The sequence below is a fragment of the Comamonas sp. 4034 genome (assembly GCF_050434545.1).
In the GTDB taxonomy this organism is placed as follows: domain Bacteria; phylum Pseudomonadota; class Gammaproteobacteria; order Burkholderiales; family Burkholderiaceae_C; genus Comamonas; species Comamonas odontotermitis.
This window is the reverse complement of sequence record NZ_JBNDIT010000020.1, coordinates 40,476-63,515: the sequence shown is the minus strand read 5'-3', so window position 1 is coordinate 63,515 and position 23,040 is coordinate 40,476. Positions and strand designations below refer to the sequence as shown.

At 62.3% G+C, this 23,040-nt stretch carries 20 protein-coding genes; 13 read left to right on the top strand and 7 right to left on the bottom strand.

The window, feature by feature from the left end:
- Positions 1-5 precede the first annotated feature (5 nt).
- From ABIE32_RS18365 to ABIE32_RS18345, 5 genes are all read left to right on the top strand, one after another.
- On the top strand, positions 6-3,191 hold the full coding sequence (locus tag ABIE32_RS18365) for an efflux RND transporter permease subunit (protein WP_429018202.1): 3,186 nt from the start codon (positions 6-8) through the stop codon (positions 3,189-3,191).
- The gene (locus ABIE32_RS18360) at positions 3,184-4,653 is read left to right on the top strand and encodes an efflux transporter outer membrane subunit (protein ID WP_429018201.1); all 1,470 of its coding nucleotides are present in this window, start codon (positions 3,184-3,186) and stop codon (positions 4,651-4,653) included. Before ABIE32_RS18365 ends, ABIE32_RS18360 begins: the two co-directional genes overlap by 8 nt.
- Positions 4,654-5,007: 354 nt before the next feature.
- On the top strand, positions 5,008-6,573 hold the full coding sequence (locus ABIE32_RS18355; protein ID WP_429018200.1) for a hypothetical protein: 1,566 nt from the start codon (positions 5,008-5,010) through the stop codon (positions 6,571-6,573).
- 88 nt (positions 6,574-6,661) lie between these two features.
- Positions 6,662-6,838, top strand: a complete 177-nt coding sequence (locus ABIE32_RS18350) for a hypothetical protein (RefSeq protein ID WP_429018199.1) — start codon at positions 6,662-6,664, stop codon at positions 6,836-6,838.
- A gap of 265 nt (positions 6,839-7,103) precedes the next feature.
- The gene (locus ABIE32_RS18345) at positions 7,104-7,631 is read left to right on the top strand and encodes a hypothetical protein (RefSeq protein WP_429018198.1); all 528 of its coding nucleotides are present in this window, start codon (positions 7,104-7,106) and stop codon (positions 7,629-7,631) included.
- Between the two features lie 107 nt (positions 7,632-7,738).
- Here ABIE32_RS18345 and ABIE32_RS18340 read toward each other — a convergent pair whose 3' ends face one another.
- Complete coding sequence (locus tag ABIE32_RS18340) at positions 7,739-8,224, bottom strand: ASCH domain-containing protein (RefSeq protein WP_429018197.1); 486 nt, start codon at positions 8,222-8,224, stop codon at positions 7,739-7,741.
- Between ABIE32_RS18340 and ABIE32_RS18335 the strand changes: the two genes are divergently transcribed.
- Positions 8,217-8,474: a pantoate--beta-alanine ligase gene (locus tag ABIE32_RS18335; RefSeq protein ID WP_429018195.1), complete on the top strand. Its 258-nt coding sequence runs from the start codon at positions 8,217-8,219 to the stop codon at positions 8,472-8,474. The genes ABIE32_RS18340 and ABIE32_RS18335 overlap by 8 nt on opposite strands.
- On the opposite strand, the gene ABIE32_RS18330 is transcribed toward ABIE32_RS18335, so the two are convergent.
- The 3 genes from ABIE32_RS18330 to ABIE32_RS18320 form a co-directional block, all read right to left on the bottom strand.
- On the bottom strand, positions 8,401-8,886 hold the full coding sequence (locus tag ABIE32_RS18330; RefSeq protein ID WP_429018194.1) for a carboxymuconolactone decarboxylase family protein: 486 nt from the start codon (positions 8,884-8,886) through the stop codon (positions 8,401-8,403). The two genes, ABIE32_RS18335 and ABIE32_RS18330, sit on opposite strands and share 74 nt — an antisense overlap.
- A gap of 97 nt (positions 8,887-8,983) precedes the next feature.
- Positions 8,984-9,931, bottom strand: coding sequence for an RNA polymerase sigma factor SigJ (sigJ, locus tag ABIE32_RS18325; RefSeq protein WP_429018193.1), 948 nt, complete (start codon positions 9,929-9,931; stop codon positions 8,984-8,986).
- 254 nt (positions 9,932-10,185) lie between these two features.
- Positions 10,186-11,454 carry a purine-cytosine permease family protein gene (locus ABIE32_RS18320; RefSeq protein WP_429018191.1) on the bottom strand — a complete coding sequence of 423 codons (1,269 nt, stop codon included), beginning with the start codon at positions 11,452-11,454 and terminating at the stop codon, positions 10,186-10,188.
- 175 nt (positions 11,455-11,629) lie between these two features.
- Between ABIE32_RS18320 and ABIE32_RS18315 the strand changes: the two genes are divergently transcribed.
- Positions 11,630-12,571, top strand: a complete 942-nt coding sequence (locus tag ABIE32_RS18315; RefSeq protein WP_429018190.1) for a pseudouridine synthase — start codon at positions 11,630-11,632, stop codon at positions 12,569-12,571.
- 50 nt (positions 12,572-12,621) lie between these two features.
- Here the strand turns inward: ABIE32_RS18315 and asd are convergent, their stop codons facing one another.
- The gene (asd, locus tag ABIE32_RS18310) at positions 12,622-13,470 is read right to left on the bottom strand and encodes an archaetidylserine decarboxylase (RefSeq protein WP_429018189.1); all 849 of its coding nucleotides are present in this window, start codon (positions 13,468-13,470) and stop codon (positions 12,622-12,624) included.
- Between the two features lie 220 nt (positions 13,471-13,690).
- On the opposite strand from asd, the gene ABIE32_RS18305 reads away from it, so the two are divergent.
- Positions 13,691-14,881 (top strand): HPP family protein, encoded by a 1,191-nt coding sequence (locus ABIE32_RS18305; RefSeq protein ID WP_429018187.1) that lies wholly within the window; start codon positions 13,691-13,693, stop codon positions 14,879-14,881.
- Positions 14,882-15,206: 325 nt separating this feature from the next.
- Positions 15,207-16,829: a phosphoethanolamine transferase gene (locus ABIE32_RS18300; protein WP_429018186.1), complete on the top strand. Its 1,623-nt coding sequence runs from the start codon at positions 15,207-15,209 to the stop codon at positions 16,827-16,829.
- Here ABIE32_RS18300 and lptG read toward each other — a convergent pair.
- Both lptG and lptF read right to left on the bottom strand, forming a co-directional pair.
- Positions 16,804-17,898 carry an LPS export ABC transporter permease LptG gene (lptG, locus tag ABIE32_RS18295; protein WP_224152454.1) on the bottom strand — a complete coding sequence of 365 codons (1,095 nt, stop codon included), beginning with the start codon at positions 17,896-17,898 and terminating at the stop codon, positions 16,804-16,806. The two genes, ABIE32_RS18300 and lptG, sit on opposite strands and share 26 nt — an antisense overlap.
- Entirely contained in the window at positions 17,895-18,995 is a 1,101-nt protein-coding gene (gene lptF / locus ABIE32_RS18290) for an LPS export ABC transporter permease LptF (RefSeq protein WP_224152455.1), read from the bottom strand. The genes lptG and lptF overlap by 4 nt, the downstream gene beginning before the upstream one ends.
- A gap of 23 nt (positions 18,996-19,018) precedes the next feature.
- Here lptF and ABIE32_RS18285 point away from each other — a divergent pair, with 23 nt between their 5' ends.
- The 4 genes from ABIE32_RS18285 to ABIE32_RS18270 all read left to right on the top strand — a co-directional run bounded on the left by ABIE32_RS18285 (position 19,019) and on the right by ABIE32_RS18270 (position 23,026).
- Positions 19,019-20,587 carry a leucyl aminopeptidase gene (locus tag ABIE32_RS18285; protein ID WP_429018184.1) on the top strand — a complete coding sequence of 523 codons (1,569 nt, stop codon included), beginning with the start codon at positions 19,019-19,021 and terminating at the stop codon, positions 20,585-20,587.
- A gap of 17 nt (positions 20,588-20,604) precedes the next feature.
- Complete coding sequence (locus tag ABIE32_RS18280; RefSeq protein ID WP_224152457.1) at positions 20,605-21,057, top strand: DNA polymerase III subunit chi; 453 nt, start codon at positions 20,605-20,607, stop codon at positions 21,055-21,057.
- Positions 21,058-21,064: 7 nt separating this feature from the next.
- Positions 21,065-21,856, top strand: coding sequence for a hypothetical protein (locus ABIE32_RS18275; protein WP_429018183.1), 792 nt, complete (start codon positions 21,065-21,067; stop codon positions 21,854-21,856).
- Positions 21,857-21,973: 117 nt separating this feature from the next.
- Positions 21,974-23,026, top strand: a complete 1,053-nt coding sequence (locus ABIE32_RS18270) for a methionine ABC transporter ATP-binding protein (protein ID WP_224152459.1) — start codon at positions 21,974-21,976, stop codon at positions 23,024-23,026.
- The last annotated feature ends 14 nt before the right edge of the window (positions 23,027-23,040 follow it).

Genomic DNA, 23,040 nt, shown 5'->3' with positions numbered 1-23,040 from the left:
GTGCTATGGATTTTTCAAAATTCTTTATTGACAGGCCGATCTTTGCCATCGTGCTGTCGGTGATCATGTTCGCAGTCGGTCTGATCGCCATTCCGCAACTGCCATCGGGCGAATACCCTGAAGTGGTGCCCCCGAGCGTGGTGGTGCGCGCCACCTACCCGGGCGCCAACCCCAAGGAGATTGCCGAATCGGTGGCCGTGCCGCTGGAGGAGGCCATCAATGGCGTCGAAGGGCTGATGTACATGAAATCGGTGGCCGCGTCGGACGGCAGCCTGCAGGTTGTCTCCACCTTCCGCCCCGGCACCGATCCTGATGCTGCCGCCGTACGCGTGCAGAACCGCGTGAGCCAGGCGCAAAGCCGCCTGCCCGAGGAAGTGCGGCAATACGGCATCACCACGCAAAAGCAATCGGCCACGCCGCTGATGTACGTGGGCCTTGCATCGAACGATGGCAAGCTCGACACGCTCTACCTGCGCAACTACGTTACCTTGAAGGTCAAGGACGAGCTTGCGCGCCTGCCCGGCATTGGCGATGTGGGCGTGTATGGCTCGGGCGACTACGCCATGCGCATCTGGCTCGACCCGGACAAGGTGGCGGCCCGGCAGTTGACGGCCAACCAGGTGATCGCCGCCATACGCGAGCAGAACGTGCAGGTCTCCGCAGGCCAGCTGGGCGCCGAGCCCAGCACCAAGGGCACGGAGAAACTGCTGTCGATCAATGTGCAAGGGCGCCTCAAGACCGAACAGGAGTTTGGCGACATCGTTCTGAAAACCGGCGCCGACGGCCAGATCGTGCGCCTTGCCGATGTGGCCCGCATTGAGCTGGGCGCCAGCGACTACACCCTGCGCGCCGCGCTGGACAACCAGAATATGGCGGCCATCGGCATCTTTCTGACGCCTGGCGCCAATGCGCTGGGTGTGGCTGACGAGGTATACAAGACGCTCGACCGCCTCTCGGCCACCCTGCCGCAGGGCGCTTCGTTCGAGTACCTGTGGGACCCGACGGTGTTCGTGCGCGACTCCATCCAGGCGGTGCAACGCACCCTGATCGAGGCGGTGATTCTGGTGGTGCTGGTTGTCATCGTCTTTTTGCAGACCTGGCGCGCCTCCATCATTCCGCTGCTGGCCGTGCCGGTGTCCATCGTCGGCACCTTCGCCTGGCTCTACCTGCTGGGGTACTCGATCAACACCCTGACCCTGTTCGGGCTGGTGCTGGCCATCGGCATCGTGGTGGACGACGCCATCGTGGTGGTGGAGAACGTGGAGCGCTTCATCGAAAAAGGCCACAGCCCGCGAGAGGCTGCGCACCTGGCGATGAAAGAAGTGTCCGGCCCCATCATCGCCATTGCACTGGTGCTGTGTGCGGTGTTCGTGCCCATGGCGTTCCTCGACGGCATCACGGGCCAGTTCTACAAACAGTTTGCGGTGACGATTGCGATCTCCACCGTCATCTCGGCGATCAACTCCCTCACGCTCTCGCCAGCGCTGGCCGCCAAGCTGCTGCAAGGCCACGGCGCGCGCAAGGATTGGCTGGCACGCGGCATGGATGCGGGCCTGGGCTGGTTCTTCCAACGGTTCAACCGCATGTTCAACCGCAGCGCAAGCGGCTATGAGAAGGTTGTGGGGCGCTCGTTCAAGATGCGCGGGGTGGTATTTGTGGTGTACGTGGCGCTGCTGGGCGGTACGGCCTGGCTGTTTAACACCGTGCCCGGCGGCTTCATCCCTATGCAGGACAAGCTCTACCTCTTTGCCGGTGCCAAGCTGCCCGAAGGCGCATCGCTCAGCCGCACCGACGAGGTGACGCGCGAGCTCACCAAACATGCGCTGTCGGTGGAGGGCGTGCACTCCGTGCCGGCGTTCGCTGGCCTCAACGCCTTGCAGGGCACCAACACCCCCAACCTGACGAGCGCCTACGTCATCCTCAAACCCTTTGGCGAGCGCCAGCGCAGCGCCGCTGATATCAGCGCAGAGCTGAACGGCAAGCTCTCGGGCATGGATGGCGGCTTTGGCTACGCGCTCATGCCGCCGCCCATCCAGGGGCTGGGCAATGGCTCGGGCTACTCGCTGTTTCTGGAAGACCGGGCGGGCCTTGGCTATGCTGCGCTGCAGCAGGCGCTGGGCGCCTTCCAGGCCGAAATCGCCAAGACGCCGGGCATGCATTACCCGGTGAGCGCCTACCAGTCAAACATTCCGCAGCTGGAAGTCAAGGTGGACCGCACCAAGGCAAAGGCCCAGGGCGTAGCGCTGAACGACCTGTTCCAGACGCTGCAGGCCTACCTGGGCTCGGTGTATGTCAACGACTTCAACGCCTTTGGCCGCGTGTACCGCGTCATGCTGCAGGCCGATGCAGATTACCGCCAGACCGCAGAAGACATTGGCAGACTGCAGACCCGCAACAGCCGCGGCGACATGGTGCCGCTTGCATCCATGGTGAGCGTGGAGCCCAGCTACGGGCCCGACCCGGTTCTGCGCTACAACGGCTTTCCGGCAGCCGACCTGATTGGCGATGCCGACCCGCATGTGCTCTCGTCTGCCGAAACGCTGGCCAAGCTGCGCGAAATTGCCGACCGGGTGCTGCCACCGGGCATCGAGCTGGCCTGGACGGAGATGAGCTACCAGCAGGTGGAGCAAAGCCATGCGGCAGCCATCGTCTTTGCGCTGGCCGTGATGCTCGTGTTCCTGGTGCTGGCGGCGCTGTATGAGAGCTGGACCATGCCGCTCGCCGTCATCCTGATCGTGCCCGTGTGTATCTGCGCGGCGCTCTTTGGCGTGTGGCTCTCGGGCGGAGACAACAACGTCTTCGTGCAGGTGGGGCTGGTGGTGCTGATGGGCCTGGCCTGCAAGAACGCGATCCTGATCGTCGAATTTGCCCGCGAGCTGGAAATGCAGGGCGCCAGCATCTGGGATGCCGCGCGCGAGGCCTGCCGCCTGCGCCTGCGCCCCATCGTGATGACCTCGATTGCCTTCGTCGCCGGGGCCGTGCCGCTGCTCATCGGCCATGGCGCAGGCGCCGAGGTGCGCGCCGCCACCGGCATCACCGTGTTCTCGGGCATGCTGGGCGTCACCATCTTCGGCCTGTTCCTCACACCCGTGTTCTACGTAACGCTGCGCAAACTCAGCGGCACGCAACTGCGGCAGCATCCGCAAACCCCTTCTTCTGCAATTCCCCCTTCGGAGCATGTCCATGGCTAAACCCCTTCTGTTGAGCAGCATGACCCTGGCATGCAGCATGGCGCTGTCCGGCTGCGCCGTGGGGCCGGATTTCAAAAGCGCAGCACCCACCGTGCAAACGCCCGCACAGTTTGCCCGGCAGGAGGCGAGGGCGGGGGCAGACGCGGCCCCGCTGCCATCGGTCGACGTGCGCGACGCTGCCTTCTGGCGCGAATTTGGCGACGACACCCTCACAGCCCTGGTGCGCCAGGCACTGGGCGGCAACCACGACCTCGGCGCAGCCCTGGCACGCCTGCAGGCAGCCGATGCAGTGCTGAACGAGGCGCAGATGGACCGCTTTCCCACCGTCACCATGAATGCGGGCGCCACCCAGCAAAAGCAGAGCCAGGATCAGTTGAGCCCCGGCCAGCCGCGCTCCACCCGCAGCTACAACGCAGGCATTGCCGCGCAGTGGGAGGTAGACCTGTTTGGCCGCGTGCGCCGCGCCGTGGAAGCGCAACACGCGCAAAGACTGGCCACAGAGGCCGATCTGGCCGCGCTGCAGGTGGTGATTGCCGCGCAGGTGGCCGACAGCTACGCACAGTTGCGCGGCACCCAGTTGCGGCTGCAGATCGCCCAGGCCAATGCCCGCAACCAGCGCGACACCCTGCAACTGGTAGAGCGGCGCCTGCAAGCAGGCATGGCGACAGACCTGGACGTCAGCCGCGCCCGCGCTCTGCTGCTGGGCACCGAGGCGCGCCTTCCCAACCTGCAGGCGCAAGCCGCCGTGCTGCAGCACCGCCTGGCCGTGCTGGCAGGCCTGCCGCCTGGCGATCTGATCGCCATGCTCGACAGCGCCCAGGAACTGCCCCGCCTGCCCGCAGTGCCGCGCGCAGACACGCCTGGCGAACTGCTGCGCCGCCGCCCCGACATTGCGGCTGCCGAAGCGCGCCTGCACGCCGCCACGGCGCGTGTGGGCGTGGCCACGGCCGACCTGTTTCCGCGCCTGTCCATCGGCGGGCTCCTGGGCAGCTTTGCGCTCGGCGGCAACGACCTCTTCAAGGGCAGCACCGCCACCAGCAGCGTCTTCCTGGGCGTGGACTGGTCGTTTCTGGACGTGGGCCGCGTGCGCGCACGCATTGCGGCCAGCGAAGCGGGCGCCGCCGAATCCCTGGCGCAATACCAGCAGAGCGTGCTGCAGGCCCTGGAGGAAACCGAAAACGCCCTGGTGCGCGCCAACCGCAGCCGCGAAGAGTTGCTGGTGCTGACTACCGCCACGCAGCAGCGCGACAGAGCATCCAAACTCGCACAGCGCATGTACCAGGGAGGCACCATCGGCCTGTACGAAGTGCTCGACGCCCAACGCGAGCAACTCGCCGCCCAGGACGCCAGCTCACAAAGCCAGGTGGAGGCCCTGCGCAACAGCATTGCCGTCTACAAGACGCTGGCGGGAGGGTGGCAGGCTGGTGGAGATGCGCGCGGGGCAGGGGACGGCGAAGGCTGAGAGACACCTTTGCATGAAACCCGAAGCCGCCTGAGGGAATCACCTCAGGCGGCTTTTTGATTGCGGGACGCAGGTTGTTTGTGGATGTCTATTGCTTAGCGTTTGGTGCAAGGGAGTGTATCCAATCGGAAGCTGCGGATTGTCGGCCCGTTTGATCGACTCCTCCAGGCAGATTGCAGCCCCTGAACTTTGGCAAGCCTGTGACCGCTGCCGCCGATACTGGTTGTTGTCGTGTTCAAGAACGCAAGTGGAAGCAAGCGCGGCCGCAGGTATTCGTACAGCGCGTTCGCGTCAGCCCCGCGATTTAGAAGTTTGGTCTTCTATACTGTCTACATAAACACTGGGAGACAGTCCGTGCCGAGCAATTTCAGCATTCATGCCTTGCGCTCAATTATCTTCGCATCTGCGGTAGCCTTTACAGGCACAGCGAGTTGGGCCGCTCGAGACTTTACACCGCAAGCGGGCACCTGGGTTATCAGCGACGAGTTAGACGGAAAACCCGGCCGAGGGTTGGCGATTGATGTGCAGGGCAACACCTTCTTTATGCAGGTGTTTGGCTACGAGAAAAATGGCGACGCCACTTTTTACACAGCTACTGGCCAGATGAAAGGCAACAACATCACCGTACCACTGAAACGATACCAAGGTGGGCGCAGCTTTGGCGGGGGGGCGCAGGATGCGGTGGAAGATGGCTCGCCGGGGAGCGTTACGGTCAGCTTTGACAATGGGTTGCAGGGGACGGTGCAATTTCCTGGGGAAGCAAAAGTAGCCATTGAGCGCTTTCAGATGAAGAGCGCTGAGTTTGAAATGCGTTACACCGAGAAGGGAATGTGGCGTGTCTTTTTGATTGGGACCTTTGATACCGAAACACAACATCATTTTTTTTCCGAGCTCTCTATTGGAAATTCTGACGTAGCCGGTGAAGACATAGTGATGAGTTTACATACGGAAGCCAATGCTAATCGGCAGCGCCTGTCCTGTGAGAAGTTGACAGGGCGTGACGCGTATTCCTGCAAGAGTAATGAATCTACAGGTGAAGTCCGAGAGGTTCAACTGAACGTTGCAAATACCGATGTTTATGGCACGGTCGATTTGTTGAAAGACGGAGTACTTCATCGCTTATCGATGCATGGCATTGCTGTAAGTGGTGGCGGTGGTTTGACCATTACCGGCTGCGGATTGGAGCGTGACGTATATGTAGCAGATATTAATAACTGCGTACAGGTGTCGACGCCAAGCAGCGGCACCTGGGTAATTGAAGACGAGTTGTTAGGCAAGCCTGGGCGTGGCTTTGCCATAGATGTGCAAAACGGCATGGTGCTTGCACAGGTGTTTAACTACCTACCCGGTGGGGAGCCGACCTTTCATATGGGAAGCGGCACTTACCAATACATTGAACCGAGTTTTCAGCTGCACCGGTATGCAGGAGGACGTTGGTTTGGCGGCCCACCGGCGAGTGCTCATATGCTGGAATTCCCAGGGGATTTCCATATTCGATTTTCCGAAAATGAGGTGCGAAAAGGATTTGATGCTGCACGTTTGGTTGGCATTGCCCACATCCCGGGTGAAGGACCAAAGCGCATGGTGCGAATGGCACTGGAGTCCGGCGCAGTCTCTGCGCAAGGGCTGCTCGGGCAGTGGTGGCTCAGATTCCAGTCGAGTACAGGCACCCAACGAGAGGCCCGACTGGTGAAGTTGACCACCGTGGATGGGGACAAAGTGCTCAGTGACGACGGTACCGTGGTCTGTGTTCGCCCCAATGTATCTAAACCTCAACGTGTTCAATGCACATGGCAGCATGATGGCATGGACATGCAGGCTTACTTTCATCAGGAAACCAATAACCGCAGCTATAACGCACTGCAGATGCGCGACCGTCATGGCAACCTGATGGGGCTAGGGAGTGTCCCTCTGAATTGATTCACTGCTGGTAGGCGACTGGATCGTGCATAACCCACCAAAAAATTGGTCAAAGGTACGCGATTCGGCATATCGGTAGGAGCCAAACATGCACAGTGAAAAAATTGGCTCTTTCGGGAGACTTCCCCGTATGAAGGCGGTACAACTCATCGTTTTAGTGATAGCTGTTGGCGCGCTTTTTCTTGTAGTGAACGGATTATTTTCTGCATGGGCTTTGCTTGAGCTGGCCTGGTCGGCGATTCTCAGCTTTGTAAATCTCTTTTGATATTGGCCTGCAGTAATGCATTCCACACCATATGGTTGTCGCATCTTTGGGTCTCCAGTCCCAATTTTTCATTGCATCGGGTGCGTAACGGCACCGTTATCACGGCCCTGGGCCTGGTGGCCAGAGTTTTCGCCCGTTTAGCTGGGACGTTGAGCGTCTGCTTTCATCTGGCGAGACCGACTGCTCTTGGCCGATTTGCGACTGTCACTGAACGACCCTGAGCAGAAGCTCGCGGATCCCTGTCATAACGTGCAGGTTAAAGTGCATGTACATCGCTTGGAGCAAAAAGCACAGTCACTATGTGCTGTTAGACATCATGGCCCACATCCCATCCGTCGCTACGATTGCCGAGTACTTTAGGCTAGGCATTCAAACTGGCCTAATCCAGCCAGAGAATGCTATCGCTTGGGCGGATTCAGAAATTGCCGTCGCTGCGCCACCTGCAGATGGAATCATTGAAGTCGCTTGGAGTAGCAGTCCAGCCTCCACAATGGAGGCGCTTTTGGCTGTACCAGGGGAGCGGGACAAACAACTTGCAGGTAGATGGCTTCTCGGATTGCTTGGAAAGTCAGACCTCAATTCAGAAGATGCTCTGGAGGCAGCCGCAAAACGTGCGTTGTACATTGCGCGAGATGCAGAGCTGGGCGATGAAACGTATGCTCAATTCAACGCAATCGACGACTTAATTTCTCTAGCAAGCACGAAGACTTATGGCACGTTTGAGCAATGCAAGTCTGAGCTAACAAGCACGCTTCTGCGTATCGCGCAGGGAGTTCAATTTCCACCCATTTAGCGACAAAGGTAATGGACCACATGCTGAGTTTGCTTCTGGCCGGTAGCGCCAGTTCGTGGACCTCGCTGACAACTGACTTTTCCGCCTGGGCTCATGTGAGCGAGAGGTTAGACCGTACTGCGTGCCGCTCGCGGATGGACCACAAGGAATCGCTCGCATGCGAGCAGCATTTCGTGGCTGAAAGAGCGGCCTGATCTTTCGCATTCTCTTGTGAAGTATTCGAAATGCGCTTTGCGCCAGTAGTCGAGAGAGCCATCACCTTCTCCCTCGGTTGCTGCAAACTCCTCCGAAACGGCGTGAAACGGAACAATATCAACTTGAACTGTTTCGATAATGCACAGGGGGGTGTCGTTGGAGTCGGTTACCACGCTCAAGTCACCGGGCTTGGGTATACCTTTGCCGCTCGACTCGTACGACCAGACTGATCCGGCAGTTGCGCGCTTGATGCCAGTCAGCACCAGCTTTCCGAGTTCATCAGCCATAGACGGTGAGTCCCCGAAGCCGAATGCTTCGTAGAATCTTCCGTCTTTGATTCCGCCTTCCTCCAGACAGAAGGCGGACCACATAGTCAGAACGTGAGATGGGATGGTCATGGTGCTATCTGTTGTGCAGCCCGGCGTAACTCAGACCTCAATGAAAGACTATCAGCAGCTTTTGGTGGTGCGCCGCATGGTTTGGCAGTTTACCCTGCCGATTGCGATCATTGGCGTAGAAACCGCACGCGCAGAAGATAGCCTGGTGCACACAATGCACCGATTTTGGGGTCGATTCAATTCAATCCGGCCTTGTCCAGCCCGAACATCCGATCTTTCGAGCCTGGCGGGTTGCGGAAGGCAACGTTGAGGCGGTTCCAGCCGTTGATGGCAACAACACGGAAGGTGAGCTCGGAGAGTTCGATTTCATTGAAGTGCTCACGGGCGGCGGCATAGAGTTCGTCCGAGACACCTTCGCCTTCAATCTTCGTCAGCGCTTCGGTCCAGGCCAAGGCCATGCGCTCCTTCGGTGTGAACAGATGGGACTCACGCCAGATGACGAGGTGGTGCAGGCGCAGTTCACGTTCGCCATGGAGCTTGGCCTGCTTGACGTGCATGTCCAGGCAGAAAGCGCAACCGTTCAGTTGTGAAGCACGAATATCAACGAGCAGGGCGAGGCTTTCGTCCAGTTTGCCGGCCATGCCGAACGCAGCGTACTTCTTGAACAGGTCGGGCGAAATTTGCATGTAGTCGAGGCGTGGCGAATTTGCAGTCATGGTCATTTCCTTAGGGTAGGTTTGCGTATGGGGCTTGTAGAAAGCGCAATACATGAACAAGACGACATAGCCGGGTGCTTTGTGACATGCGCACCGAATTTCTCTATTCCTTCGCCGCCAGCATCCGCATGATGCCTGCCAGTTTTTCCGGGTTGCGCTGTATGTAAATTGCGCCGATACCACCTCCGGCATCGGCGGCAGGGGCCAGGGCGATGGTCTGCACCAGTTCGCCGTGGTTGCAATCGTCGATGATCAGGCAGCCAGGCAGGCCATTGACCACGGTTGGCACAATGCGCCAGCCACGGTTGTCGTCCAGCCGTGCCCAGCCAATCAGGGCTTTGGCAATGCCGACATTGCCTCGCAGCGGCTTTGTGATTGCGCTGACCTTGCCGCCTCCATCGGCGAGCATCACCGCATCCTCGGCCAGTACCTGTGCCAAAGCACTGATGTCCTGGGTGCGTATGGCCTCTGCGAAGGCCTCAGAGAGGCGTTGGCGCTCTTCCTCGGCGACTTCGCGGCGTGCATAGTCAGCCTTGACGTTGCGGCGTGCTCGGCTGGCCAACTGGCGGCAGGTGTCGGTATTGCGGCCCAGATGGCGAGCGATCTCGTCGTACTCCAGATCGAACACGTCGTGCAACAGGAAGGCAGCACGTTCCAGCGGTGACAGACGTTCCAATGCCAGCATGAAGGCCACCGATACGTCCTGAGCGAACTCAGCCTGTCGTTCAGGATTGGGTGCCCAGCCAAACAGAATCTCGTCTTCCAGCAAAGGCTCGGGCAGCCAAATACCCACATACTGCTCGCGCCGTGCGGCGGCAGATCCCAGCTTGTCAAGACACAGATGGGTGGCGAGGCGTGACAGATAGGCTCCCGGATTGTCGATGGTGCTTTCATCCACCTCGACCCAGCGCAACCAGGTGTCCTGCACGATGTCCTCCGCTTCGGCGCGCGAACCGAGCATGCGATAGGCCAGGGCCCGCAGCCTGCGTGCGTGCTCGGTGTCATAACGGCGAGCGCGTTCGTCGGGTGAGAATAGGTTTTTCTGGATCATGAATGCAGTCTCGTGCCTGCCCCCAAGCGAGGCATGCCAGTATGACGAAATAGCCGTCAAGGATGTGACATGAATGACCAGGCACCTTTGAAGCCCGACGCGCTGCAAAGTGCAGGGGAAGACCGTCGAGCGCGCTTATACCTCTGGCACTTGCGTCAGGTTTGATTCGCCAGGTTGAAAGACTGCATGCGTCCTGTATGGCGGATGTCTACTGGCAGGTCAGGGACGGCTGCAAGCAATCAGTCCAGCTTGTCTCACCCCTTCGCCCGCGTAGCAAACGCCACCACAAACGTTACCACCAGGGTAGGAATCGCGGAACCAGCGACCGGCGCCCAGGCTGCCAGTGCGTGGTAGAGGGCAATACCGCACAGCCAGATGCATACCGGCAGCCAGTGGATCGGTGCCTGCACGGCAGTGCGCTGGTAGCCGCCAAACGACAGGCGGCCCAGAATCACGCCGAAGAGGGGCACAAATACCGAGCTGAGCAGCAGCAGGAAGGGCTCCAGGCTGTGCATGGGCAGCACCAGGGCGAGCAGGGTGCAAGCAGCGGCCACCACCAAGCCCCAGGCGCGCACGCTCCAGGCGGGCAGCACGCTGTGGGCCGATACGGCGCCGGAGTAGGCGTCGCCATAGGCGTTGTCTACCTCATCCAGCAGCACCAGCGACAGGGCGATCAGGCCGCCCTGGGCCAGCAGCAGGGCGGCGACGAGGTCCTTGCTGGGAAGCACCAGGGCCACGAGCACGCCCAGGGCGTAGCACCATACATTGGCAATGCCAAAACCGAGCCAGGTGCCGGCCATGGCCGAGCGGCCGTTTTTGCCGTAGCGCGAGTAATCAGCCACCAGTGGCAGCCATGAGATGGGCATGGCCACCACCAGGTCCAGTGCGGGCATCACGCCCATGCCGCCTGCGCCGGGGCGGCTCCACAGTGCAGAAAAGCCCTGTGCGCTCGCCATATGGGTGAACTGCCAGGTCAGCCACAGCAGCGACAGCACCACCAGCGGCAGCGCAATGCGTGAGATGAGCCGGCGCACCAGGTGCACCATCGAGCCCAGCATCAGCGCCATCAGCAGGCCGCCCCACAGCAGGGTGGCGGCCCAGGGCCAGTAATCGGCCTGCATGCTGCCCGCCTGGCGGCCGATGGCGACGGTGGAGTCGCGCATCACCACCAGTTCGAAAGCGCCCCAGCCCAGCAGTTGAACGATGTTGAGCAGCACCGGTAGCTTGGCAAAGTGGCGGCCGTACACATGGTGGATGAGGCCTGCGCTCGACAGCCCGGTGTCGCACCCCAGCTTGCCCACCCAGGCAAGCAGGCCCGCGCCGACGATGGAGCCTCCCACAATGGCCAGCATGGCCTGCTGGGGCGACAGGGCGGGCATCAGGTAGGCACCCACCTGCATGACCAGAAGGCCAACGCCCAGGCTGAACCACAGTGAGGCCAGATGCATGCCGCTGAACACGCGCTCGCCAGCCTGAACCGGCGTGAGCGCTGCATTGGAGGGGGAGGAGGTGTTGCTGCTCATGGTTGTTGTGTCTTGTCCTGCTTCGCCCGAGGTTCGAGTCTGGTCCTGCCTTGGCGCGAAGAAGGCGCTATTGTGCCTTGCCGCCAATCCCCTGCAGCAGCAGCGCCATACCGGTGCAGCGCGCTCCGAGGGATGACAACACAGGCCTACAATCGCCAGCGTCATGACGCGTGCAATGAATGAATCTGTAACCCCTTCGCCAGAAGATGCAGCCCTTGGCCCTCCGCACACCTGGATGCGCGATGGCGTGAGCCCCAGCTGCGTGGTGCTGCCTTCGCAGGGCGACGGCTGGCTGCTGGATTACCTTGCCGAGCGGCTGCCGCTGGTGGCGCGGCAGGAGTGGCAGGCGCGCATGCAGGCGGGCGACGTTGTGGATGCCCAAGGCCAACCCTTGCGTGCCGACCAGCGTTTTGTGCCGGGTCAGCGGGTGTACTACTGGCGCGCCTGGGCGCAGGAGACCCCGATTCCCTTTGAAGCGGCGATTCTGTACGAGGACGAGCGCATTCTGCTGGTGGACAAGCCGCACTTTCTGCCTGTGCTGCCCACTGGCAAGTATGTGCAGAACTCGCTTTTGGTGCGGCTGAAGCGGGCCACCGGAAATGCCGGGCTGTCGCCGCTGCACCGTATCGACCGCGACACCGCAGGGCTGGTGCTGCTGTCCAAGGATGCAGCCACGCGCGGCGCCTACCAGGCGCTGTTCCGCGACCGGGCCATGCACAAGAGCTACGAGGCGGTGGCTCCGGTGCGTGCCGATCTGGCTTTTCCGCGCGAACACCACAGCCGCATGGAAGAGAGCCAGCGCTTTTTTCTGATGCACGAAGTGCCGGGCACGCCCAACAGCCACACCCGGATGGCCATCATCGAATCGAATGGCGCCTGGGCGCGCTATGCGCTGGAGCCCATCAGCGGCAAGCGGCACCAGTTGCGGGTACACATGGCGGCACTGGGCATTCCCATCCGCAACGATGCGTTCTACCCCGAGGTGAACGACCCGGCCGAAGGTGACTTTTCGAGCCCGCTGCAGCTGCTGGCCAAGGAGCTGGCCTTTACCGATCCGGTGAGCGGGCAGGTGCACAGCTTTCGCAGCCGTCTGCAACTGCTTGAACTTTCAAAATGATAGCATTGAGCGCTTTATGGATAAGCGCCAGAGGCAAAAAAGGCTGAAAATCAGGCGGTAAAGCTGCCCATGGTTTCGCCCAGTTGCACGGGCTTGGTCGCAGCCCAGTCGGCGGCAAAGCCGGTTTTGCCGGGTGGCAGCAGCAGCACGACCGTGGAGCCCAGCAGGAAGCGGCCCATTTCATCGCCTTGCTCCAGCACGATGGGCTGGGTCTGGTAATCCCAGCTGCGCACCTTGCTAGAGCGCGGCGGGTTCACCTGGCCGTGCCAGGTCGTGTACATGCTGCCCACGATGGTGGCACCCACCAGCACCATCACCACGGGGCCGATGCGCGTCTCGAACACGCAGACCACGCGCTCGTTGCGCGCAAAGAGGCCCGGCACGCCGCGTGCGGTGAGGGGGTTCACCGAAAACAGATCGCCCGGCACATAGATCATCTTCTGCAGCTTGCCGCGCAGCGGCATGTGAATGCGGTGGTAATCGCGCGGGCTCAGGTAGATGGTGGCGAACTGGCCGTTGTTGAACTGCGCGGCCAGTTCGGCATCGCCGCCCACCAGGGCCGTGGTGCTGTAGTGGTGGCCCTTGGCCTGAAAGATCTGGTCGTGCTCGATGGCGCCGCACTGGCTGATGGCGCCGTCCACCGGGCAGACGAGGTCTGCCTGGGCAAGCGGGCGGGCGCCGGCGCGCAACTCACGGGTGAAGAAGGCATTGAAGCTGTCGTACCGGGTAATGTCCGGCTCGGCGGCTTCTTCCATGTTGACCCGGTACTTCTGGACGAACCAGCCGATGAAGGATGTGGTGGCTCCGCCCAGGCGGGCCGATGCCAGCTTGCCAGCCAGAGCGGTCATCCACTTTTTAGGCAGCAAGTATTGGGGCAGAACAGCAAATCGGTCACGCATAGAGGGTTTCACAGTAAACCGCCGATTCTAGCGAGACTGTGTCATCTGTTTGACAAGTTGACGCCGGGTAAGCCCGTAGATGGCAACAAATATGCGGTGCCAGAGCCATTTTGGGCTGCCGTGGCGCGTGGATGGGCGGTCGGGCATTCCAGCCGGGCAGACACGTCGCGCCGCCCTTGTCTATGATGCAGGTCAATATTGCGCAGTTTCTCCCTGATCCATGCCTGACGACAGCAACCGCACTCCTGAACCTCCCGTCCGCGCCGAACGCCTGCGCCAGTGGCTGCGCAATTTCTGGCCGTCTTCTTCGCATGTGAACGGCAAGGAGTTGCTGCGCATGGTGGTGGGCGTGGGGCTGACCCTGCTGCTCACCGGCCTTGTGAGCCGCTGGTGGGGGCAGAGCCACCACGCGCCCTGGCTGTTTGCGGCCATGGGGGCGAGCGCCTTGCTGCTGGTGTGCACGCCATCCAGCCCCATGGCCCAGCCCTGGCCGGTGATCGGGGGCAGTGTGCTTTCGGGCCTGGCGGGTTTGGGGGCGGCCCTGGTGATCGACGACCCGTCGGCCGCCGCTGCCGTGTCAGCCGGTCTGGCGGTGATGGTGATGGTGGTCATGCGCTGCCTGCACCCGCCGGGCGCCGCACTGGCCATGTGGATTGCGTTGGAGCATGGCACCGATGTATCGGTGCTGGCCTATCCGGTGGCCACCAATCTGGTGCTGCTGGTGGTGCTGGCTACCCTGTACAGCCGCGCCACCGGCAAGCGCTACCCGGCGCCGCAGCACAGCCAGAAACCCGCAGCCGCAGGCGATGCGCGCAATATGCGCATCGAAGGGGTGGATCTGGATGCGGCGCTCGATCATTTCAACGGCGTGCTCGATGTGAGCCGCGCCGATCTGGAAGCCCTGGTGCACATGGCGAGCCAGGCCGCTTTCAAGCGCACGCTGGGCGACCTGCGCTGCGAAGACATCATGGTGCACCCGGTGTTCGTCACCACGGCCGATGCGCCGGTGCAGCAGGCCTGGGAGCGCATGCAGCACCATGGCGTGAAGGCGCTGCCGGTGGTGGACGAGAAAATGCAGGTCAAGGGCATCGTCACCTCGACCGACCTGCTCAACCAGGCGCTGTCGCAGGCGCCTGCCGGTTTGGGCGACCGTCTCAAGTCGCTCGTGCTGCGCAAGAAGAAGGCGGCCGTGGTGGTGGGTGAGCTGATGACCGAGGAGGTTGCCACGGTGCAGGGCTATGACCGCGTGGTGGATCTGATCGCGGTGTTCAGCCGGGGCCATCTGCGGCACTTGCCCGTCATCAATGCGCAGGGCAGGCTGGTGGGCATGGTCACGCAGACCGATCTCATCCGGGTGATGGCCAAATCCCTGGCCTCGGCGCACACGACCCAGGCGCTGCAAAAAGCATAGCTGCAGGCGCTTTCCCTGTCTGAACCTTTGGCATGTGGCGCATGGAAGGCCAGGAGGGATACGCGCGGACCGCTCTCTTTTCGATAGGGGCTCATATTCGCATGCCCAGGGCATGCGGTTACACTGCGCACCGCTAAGAACCGCCAACACAACCCTTGATACGTCGTTGCTTCGCCGGGGGCGCCCAGCCTGGTCGTACGTCTGTACTGCCTGCGGCTTCGCCTAACGCGGCCCGGCGCCTCGTCTCAACCGCAAATCTGCGATTTACTGGGTTGTGTTAGCGGCTCTAAAAACAACAACAGGCTGCCGCATCGTGCAGGTATGGATGTCACAAGAACCAATAACAGGAAAATCGACCGGCCAGCGTCTTCGGGTCTGGGTAAGCGCCTTGCTGCTGACGGGCATCATGCTGTATGGCCTGGGGTACCTGCACGTCAATGACGCTGAAAGCGCCATGCGCCGCCTGCTGCTGGCGGCGTTGACCTGCGGCTTCTACCTGTACAGCGCCCGCAGGGGTTGGGCCACGAAGTGGGCGTGCAGCATCAGCCTGCTGTTTTCCCTGTATGTGATGCTGGGCATTGGCCGTGGCTATGGCTATCCGACGACCGTGCTTGCGGCCTCGGCCCTGGAGACGGACGTGCAGGAGAGCTGGGAGTTTCTGCTCAACCTCGATGTCACCGATATCGCCCTGGGCCTGGTGGCAGCAGCGCTGGCCATTTTCTACGGCAGGCAGCGCACGCAGGCGCCCCGGCGTTTCTCAGCCGTGCTCTGGGTGGTGCTGGCCATCCTGAATGTTTTCGGGCTGTTTACCGTTCAGGCCATCAAATCGGTCGTCAAATACCGCTCCGAGCACGCCGTGCTGGAGGCCAAGCCCGGTGCGGTGGATTGGCAGATCGAGCGCGTCGAGCGCAACCGCAACCTGAAGGTGCTGGTGATCGGCGAGAGCGTGAACCGGCGCTACATGTCCGTCATGGGCAGCCCCTGGAAGACCACGCCGTTTCTCGATGCATCGCCGCAGGTCGCCGCCTATGCGCAGTACCACGCACCCGCGCCCAATACGGTCACGAGCCTGGTGCGCACCCTCTCGTATTCGACCATGGCTGACGGCAGCTTTGACCCCGACCGCAACGTGATGGCCCTGGCCCATGCCGCGGGCTATACCGCGCACTGGATATCCAACCAGGGCAGCGTGGGCAAGCACGATACCAAGATTGCCTGGATCGCCCGGCAGGCCGACTCCTACCGCTTTCTCGACCAGCCGCCCGCCGTTGCGCCGTACCGCGATGATTTCGCCATGCTCAACGTGCTGCGCAGCCAGCTGGAGACGCCGGGCACCATTGCACCGGATGCCGTGATCGTGCTGCACATGATGGGCTCGCACCCCGACGCCTGCGAGCGCGTCACCGACATGCCCATCGCCTTTCAAAGCGGGCAGGGTCACCACATCGACTGCTACCTGACCAGCCTGCGCAAGCTCGATCTTTTTCTGCAGAAGCTCGACGAACTGCTGCAGACCTGGCGGCCCGACCAGCACGAGATTCTGTTTGTTTCCGACCATTCACTGCGCGTCGAACCCGCAAGCGACTGGGAGCGCTGGAAGGAGCAGCTGCACATGCCCAACAAGAACATCTACGTGGAGCCCAATATCCAGGAGGCCTACGATACCGCGCTGCTGCACATCGACACCGGCCGCAAGGAGGCCATGCGCAACACCACGCCGATCAGCGGCTATGACTTCTTCCACCTGTACGCCAACTGGCTGGGCGTGAAGAGCCCCATGGTGCAGCCAGGCAAGAACCTGGCCGCGCCCACCAGCAGCGCGCCCATCCAGGTCTACAACTGGCAGCGCATGGTGCCCTGGAGCGAACTGCCGGATGCACCGGTGTTCGCGCCGGCGCGGGCAGACGGAAAAGGCAGCGCCGTCAGCGCCGCAGCACCAGCCAGGTGAAGGCGCCCAGCGACAGCAGCGAATAGATGATGCCCGGGGCCGCCGCTGTCAGCATCGGCGGCCAGTTCTGCAGGTTGCCGGCAAAGCCGAACACATTGTTCAAGAGGAAGAAGCTGATACCGGCCATCACCCCGCCAAACACGTAGCCGGTGATGCCGCCCGAGCGGAAGTGCAGGTAGGCAAAGGGCAGGGCGAGCACCACCATCACCAGGCAGCTGATGGGGTAGAACACCTTGCGCCACAGCTCGATCTCGTAGCGCTGCGCACTCTGGCCGTTGGCCTCCAGGTGATTCACATAGCGAAACAGGTCGTAGGTGCTCATCTGGTCGGGCTTGAGCACGGCAGCGGCCACCATGCTGCGCGTCACCGTCGTGGGCCAGTCCACATCCGGCAGGTTCTTCACTTCGACACGCGCCTTGTTGCCATCGCCCAGGAAATAGTGCTGCTCCTGCACCTGGCGCAGCTTCCAGCTGCCATCGCCAAAGCTGCCTCCGCCAGCGGTGAGCTGCTTCTGGATGCGGCCCTGGCCGTCAAAGTTGAAGATGCGCACCTGCTGCAGCTCGCCTTCGGGGCTGATGGAACGCACATTGATGGCGGCCATGCCGTCGTCGCGCTTTTCGCGCAGCCAGGCACCCGTCTGGCCGGTGCTCAGCTGCCCAAAGCGCTGCGCGCGCAGCAACTGGCTGGCCTGCTCGCCAGCAGGGGCCACATAGTCGCCAATGGCAAAGGTCAGCACCACGAAGGCGATGCCGATGGTCATGAGGCTGCCCAGCGCCTGCCAGGGGCTCAGGCCGCTGGTGCGCAGAATGGTGAATTCGGAGGTCTGCGCCATGCGCGCCATCACGAAAATGGTGCCGATCAGCACGGTGATCGGCAGCAGCTCATAGACATGGGTGGGAATGTTCAGCGCCACGCTCAGCACGGCGTGCTTGAGCTGGTAGGTGCCGGTGCCGACCCAGCGGAACTCGTCGACCATGTCGAAAAAGAAGAACAGCGCCAGAAACGCCAGGGTGACAAAGCCTACGGTCGAGGCAATGTCGCGGTAGATCATCTTGCGGAAGGTTTTCATGCGCGGGCTCCCTTGCTGCGCAGCCATTGCAGCGGCGAGCGCTGGTGGCTGCGGAAATAGAGCAGTACCCAGGCAAGCACCGCAGTAGCGCCATGCACCAGGGTGAACGATGCCCACAGGGGCACCTTGCCCGACGACACCCAGCTCTGGGAGAAGGTCATCAAGTTGTAGTAAACGACAAAGGCGAAGAGGGCGAAGAGCAGGCTGCTGCTGCGGCCCGCCCGGGGGTTGACGCTGGCAAGCCCCAGGCCCAGCACCACGAAGTTGAGCGCCGCAACGGCCAGACCCAGGCGCCAGCCCAACTCGCCGCGCTGCCGCGGTTCTGCACTGGTGACGAGCTTCTGCGTAGGAATGTTCTTGACCGAGTAGGAATCATTGAGGTCGACCGCACCTGCCTTGCCGATGCGCGTGCCGTACTCCTTGAAGTCGCTCACCTTCAGGCCCTGCTTGCTCTTGTCCTTTTCAACGCGCTGGCCGTCGTTCAGCACCGCAACGCGGGCATCGTCCTGCACCTCCAGGTGGGCGCTTCTGGCGCTGGTCACGGTGTCCTTCTTGGCCTCGTTCGTGACGATGAAGACGTTGCTGGCCTGCGTGTCAGATGCACGTTCACGGTCGATGAAGAAAACCCGCGTGCCGTCGGACGACTCCTGGAACTCGCCCGGCGCAATGCGCTCCACATCGCCGCGCTGTTCATACTGTGCACGCAGTTGCACGATCTGCTGGTTGGCCCAGGGCCACACCACCAGCGCCAGCACCGCGATCACCACCATCACCGGCCAGGAAAAACGCATCAGCGGGCGCAGAAAGGCCATCAGGCTCTGGCCGCTGCTGAACCACACCGCCATCTCGCTGTCGCGGTACATGCGCGACAAGGTGGCCACCACGGCGATGAACAGGCAAAGGCTCAAAATCGTGGGCAATTGGCCGAGCACGGTATAACCCATCACCAGCATCACATCGGATGGATTGACGCTGCCGCGCGAGGCCTGGCCCAGCACCTTGATAAGCATCATGGTCATCACGACGGTGACCAGCACCACCAAGGTGGCACCAAAGCTGCGGGATAGCTCTTTACGGATCGAAGAATCGAATAACATTGGCGGCAAGGAAAGCACCGATTATGAACTTTGAACTCAAGACTCTGGATCTGGCCTCGGCCGCATTGCAGCCGGGCGATCTCCTGGTCGTACTGGTGGGCGACAACGCACCCAAGGCCAGTGACGCATTGTCCACCCTGATTGCGCATGCGCAGAAAAATGGTGATTTTGAGGCAAAAGCGGGCAAGTCGCTGGCCATGTACGCGGTGCCCGCCATCCAGGCTCGGCATTTGCTGCTTTTGGGCGTGGGCGACGGCTCGGCCAAGGCGGTGCGCCAGGCGCTTGCCGCTGCGGCAGGCAGCTTCACCCGCGAGGGCACCAAGCAGGCCGTGATCGTCAGCGCCAGCCCGCTGGCAGAAGATGCCCTGTACGCAGCCGTGCAGTGCGCGGCGGAGCTGACCTACCAGTACGGCACCTCCAAGCCCTCGGCCAAGGCGGTGGCCCTGCAGGGCGTGACCATTGGCGCCCCCAATGCGCAGGAACTCGGCGCTGCCTTTGGCGTGGCACAGGCTACTGCCACTGGCGTGGCTTTTGCCCGCGAATGGGCCAACCGCCCCGCCAACTATGCCACGCCCAAAATGCTGGCCGATGCGGCTGAGACCCTGGCAGGCGAGCACAAGCGCATCAAGTGCAAGATCCACAAGCCCGAAGACGTGGCCAAGCTCGGCATGGGCGCCTTCATGGCGGTGGCCCAGGGCTCCAAGGAGCCGCTGCGCTTCATCGAACTGCACTACAGCGGTGCCGACAAAGGCGACAAGCCCGTGGTGCTGGTGGGCAAGGGCATCACGTTCGACACCGGCGGCATCTCGCTCAAGCCTGCGCCGGACATGGACGAGATGAAATACGACATGGGAGGCGCAGCCAGCGTGCTGGGTACCTTCCGTGCGCTGGCAGAGCTCAAGCCTGCCGTCAACGTGGTGGGTTTGATTCCGGCCTGCGAAAACATGCCCGATGGCGGCGCGGTCAAGCCTGGCGACGTGGTCACCAGCATGAGCGGCCAGACCATCGAGATTCTGAACACCGATGCCGAAGGGCGCCTGGTGCTGTGCGACGCGCTGCATTATGCAGAGCGCTTCGAGCCAGCGGCGGTGGTTGACATCGCCACCCTGACAGGTGCCTGCGTGATCGCGCTGGGCGCGCAGCGCAGCGGCCTGTTCTCCAACAACGACGCACTGGCCCAGGCCCTGCAAAATGCCGGCGACAAGGCGCAGGACTGGTGCTGGCGTATGCCGCTCGATGACGAGTATGCCGATGGCCTCAAGAGCAATTTTGCCGACGTGGCCAACGTGGGCGGTCGCCCGGCCGGTGCGGTGACGGCAGCCAAGTTCCTGCAGCGCTTTGTGGGCAACATGGCCTGGGCGCATCTGGATATTGCAGGCACCGCCTGGCGCAGCGGCGCCAAGAAGGGCGCGACCGGCCGTCCCGTGGGCTTGCTGCTGCAGTACCTGCTGTCGGCGCAGAAGGCAGATGCCTCCAAGCCTGGCAAGGCAGACAAGGACGCACGGCCCGGCAAAGCCAAGGCGGTGAAGGCCGACAAGCCCGGCAAGGCCGCCGTCAACCAGGACGGCAGCGACCGCCCTGCAGGCAACTGACCGGATCGGCCCGCACCATGGCAGACAAGACCGCCGTCGCCTTTCACTTCAACGCACCAAGCAAGCTGACCTATGCCTGCAAGCTGGTGCGCAAGCTCCAGCGCATGGACATGCCGCTGGTGGTGCTGGCCGCGCCCGATGTGGTGGCCGAACTGGATCTGGCGCTGTGGTCGTTTGGCGGTGAGCCCCAGTTTCTGGCCCATTGCCGGGCTGATGCGGCAGCCGCTGTGCTGCAGCGCTCGCCGACGGTGCTGGCCAGCCAGGTGGATGCTGGCCTGCCGCACAAGCGCGTGCTGCTGAACCTGTCCGATCGCATGCCAGACGATTTTGCGCAGTTCGAGCGCGTGATCGAGGTGGTGAGCGCCGATGATGACAACGACCGGCAGCTGGCTCGCCAGCGCTGGCGTGACTACACCGCCCAGGGCTATGCCATTGAGCGGCGCGATCTGGTGATGAAGACCGATGACTGAGCACCCCATGGAGCCACGCACCCCGCCCAAATTCGTGCCCACGCTGACCGAAGTGGCTGCGCAGGAAGCCGCTTCGGAGGATTTTTCGGCGTCCGTGCCCGCTGAAGAAGCGCAGGATGCTTCAAAAAATGAAGCATCTTCTGCCGCAGTGCTGCGCAGGCGCCGGGAGGTGGATGCGTTAGACGCTGAAGCCCCGCCCCTGAGCGACATCGACATCGCCAGCCTGCCCACGCACAGTGGCTGGGCGCAGCCGGTAGATGCTGCCGACATTGCTGCCGATGACGCAGATCCCGACAGATTCGTAGTCGATACGGCGCAGGCCGATGGCGCAGTTGCGCCAAACGCCGAGCCTGTCCAAGGGCTTGTCCAAGGGCTTGTCCAAGGGCTTGTCCAAGGGCCTGGGCCCGATGGTCGCCACCCTGAGGCCGGCGCCGACGCCATTGCAGGTGCCGCCGCAGGCGCTTTGGGCGAAGGCGCTGCTCCGGAGGCTGCCACCCATGTGGAAGGCGCCACCGGCAGCCCTACAGGCAATGCCGCCATGGAAGCGGCCACCGCCAGCCTCGTAGCCAGTGCCGCGCAAACGGCGCAGGAGCTGGAGGACGCCATCACCCGTCGCGTACTGCGCCGCGTGCAGGATACGCTCGATGACCGGCTCACGGCGGCTGTGCTCAAGGTGGTGAACCAGCAGACGGCCTTGCTGCAATCATCGCTGCAGCTCGAAATCGACACCACCATCCGCGAGGCGGTGGCGGACGCCGTGCGCCAGGCCATGGGCGCGCCAAAAGACCTTCCGAAATAACCAACGGTTGTAACGAACTAAAATTTCATTCGTTGGTAACAGCTGTCGCATCGCGTACAGTACATCTATTCACGCTTCTCGAAGCGCCCTGCGAACAAGGGCGCTTTCTTTATTCCAATGATTGAACTTCGGGGTATCACCCAAACGTACCCGGGCAAGAATGGCCCGGTGCAGGCTCTGCGTGGCGTTGACCTGCGCATTGCCGCCGGCGAGGTGTTTGGCATCATCGGGCGCAGCGGCGCGGGCAAAAGCTCGCTCGTGCGCAACATCAACCTGCTCAACCGGCCCACCTCGGGCCAGGTGTTCGTCAACGGCCATGAGCTGACGGCCATGAACGACGGCGAGTTGCGCCAGGCGCGGCGCGAGATCGGCATGGTGTTCCAGCACTTCAATCTGCTCTCGTCCCGCACGGTGTTCGACAACGCCGCGCTGCCGCTGGAGCTGGCTGGTGTGGACAAGGCAGCCATCAAAAAGCGGGTGGACCCGCTGCTTGATCTGGTGGGCCTGTCGGCCTTCAGCGACCGCTATCCCGCGCAACTGTCGGGCGGCCAGAAGCAGCGCGTGGGCATTGCCCGGGCGCTTGCGAGCGAGCCCAAGGTGCTGCTGAGCGATGAGGCCACCTCGGCGCTCGATCCGGAAACCACCCGCTCGGTGCTGGCCCTGCTCAAGCAGATCAACAAGGACATGGGCCTCACGGTGGTGCTGATCACGCACCAGATGCAGGTGGTCAAGCAGATTGCCGACCGTGTGGCGGTGATGGAAGCTGGCAAGGTGGTGGAAGAGGGCTCGGTGATCGATGTCTTCACCCGCCCGCAGCAACCCATCACCAAGAGCCTGATCGACGAGATCGTGCCGCAGGACCTGCCTGTGAGCGTGATCGAGCGCGTGCGTACGCTCAACGATGCGCTGACGGCTGGCCACGGCAAGCTGCTGCGCCTGTCCTATGCGGGCAACCAGGCCTACCAGCCCATCCTCTCGCGCCTGATCCGTGACTTTGGCCTGGATGTCAGCATCCTCAACGGCCAGGTCGACGAGATCCAGGACCAGACCTTCGGCTTTCTGGCCGTGTATGCCAGCGGCCCGCTGCAGCAGCTGGATGCGGCAATTGCTGCGCTGCGCGCCTCCGGTGTGCAGGTGCAGGAAGTGGATACTGCGGCCCGCGCCGCCTGATCACCCCCCAAGAG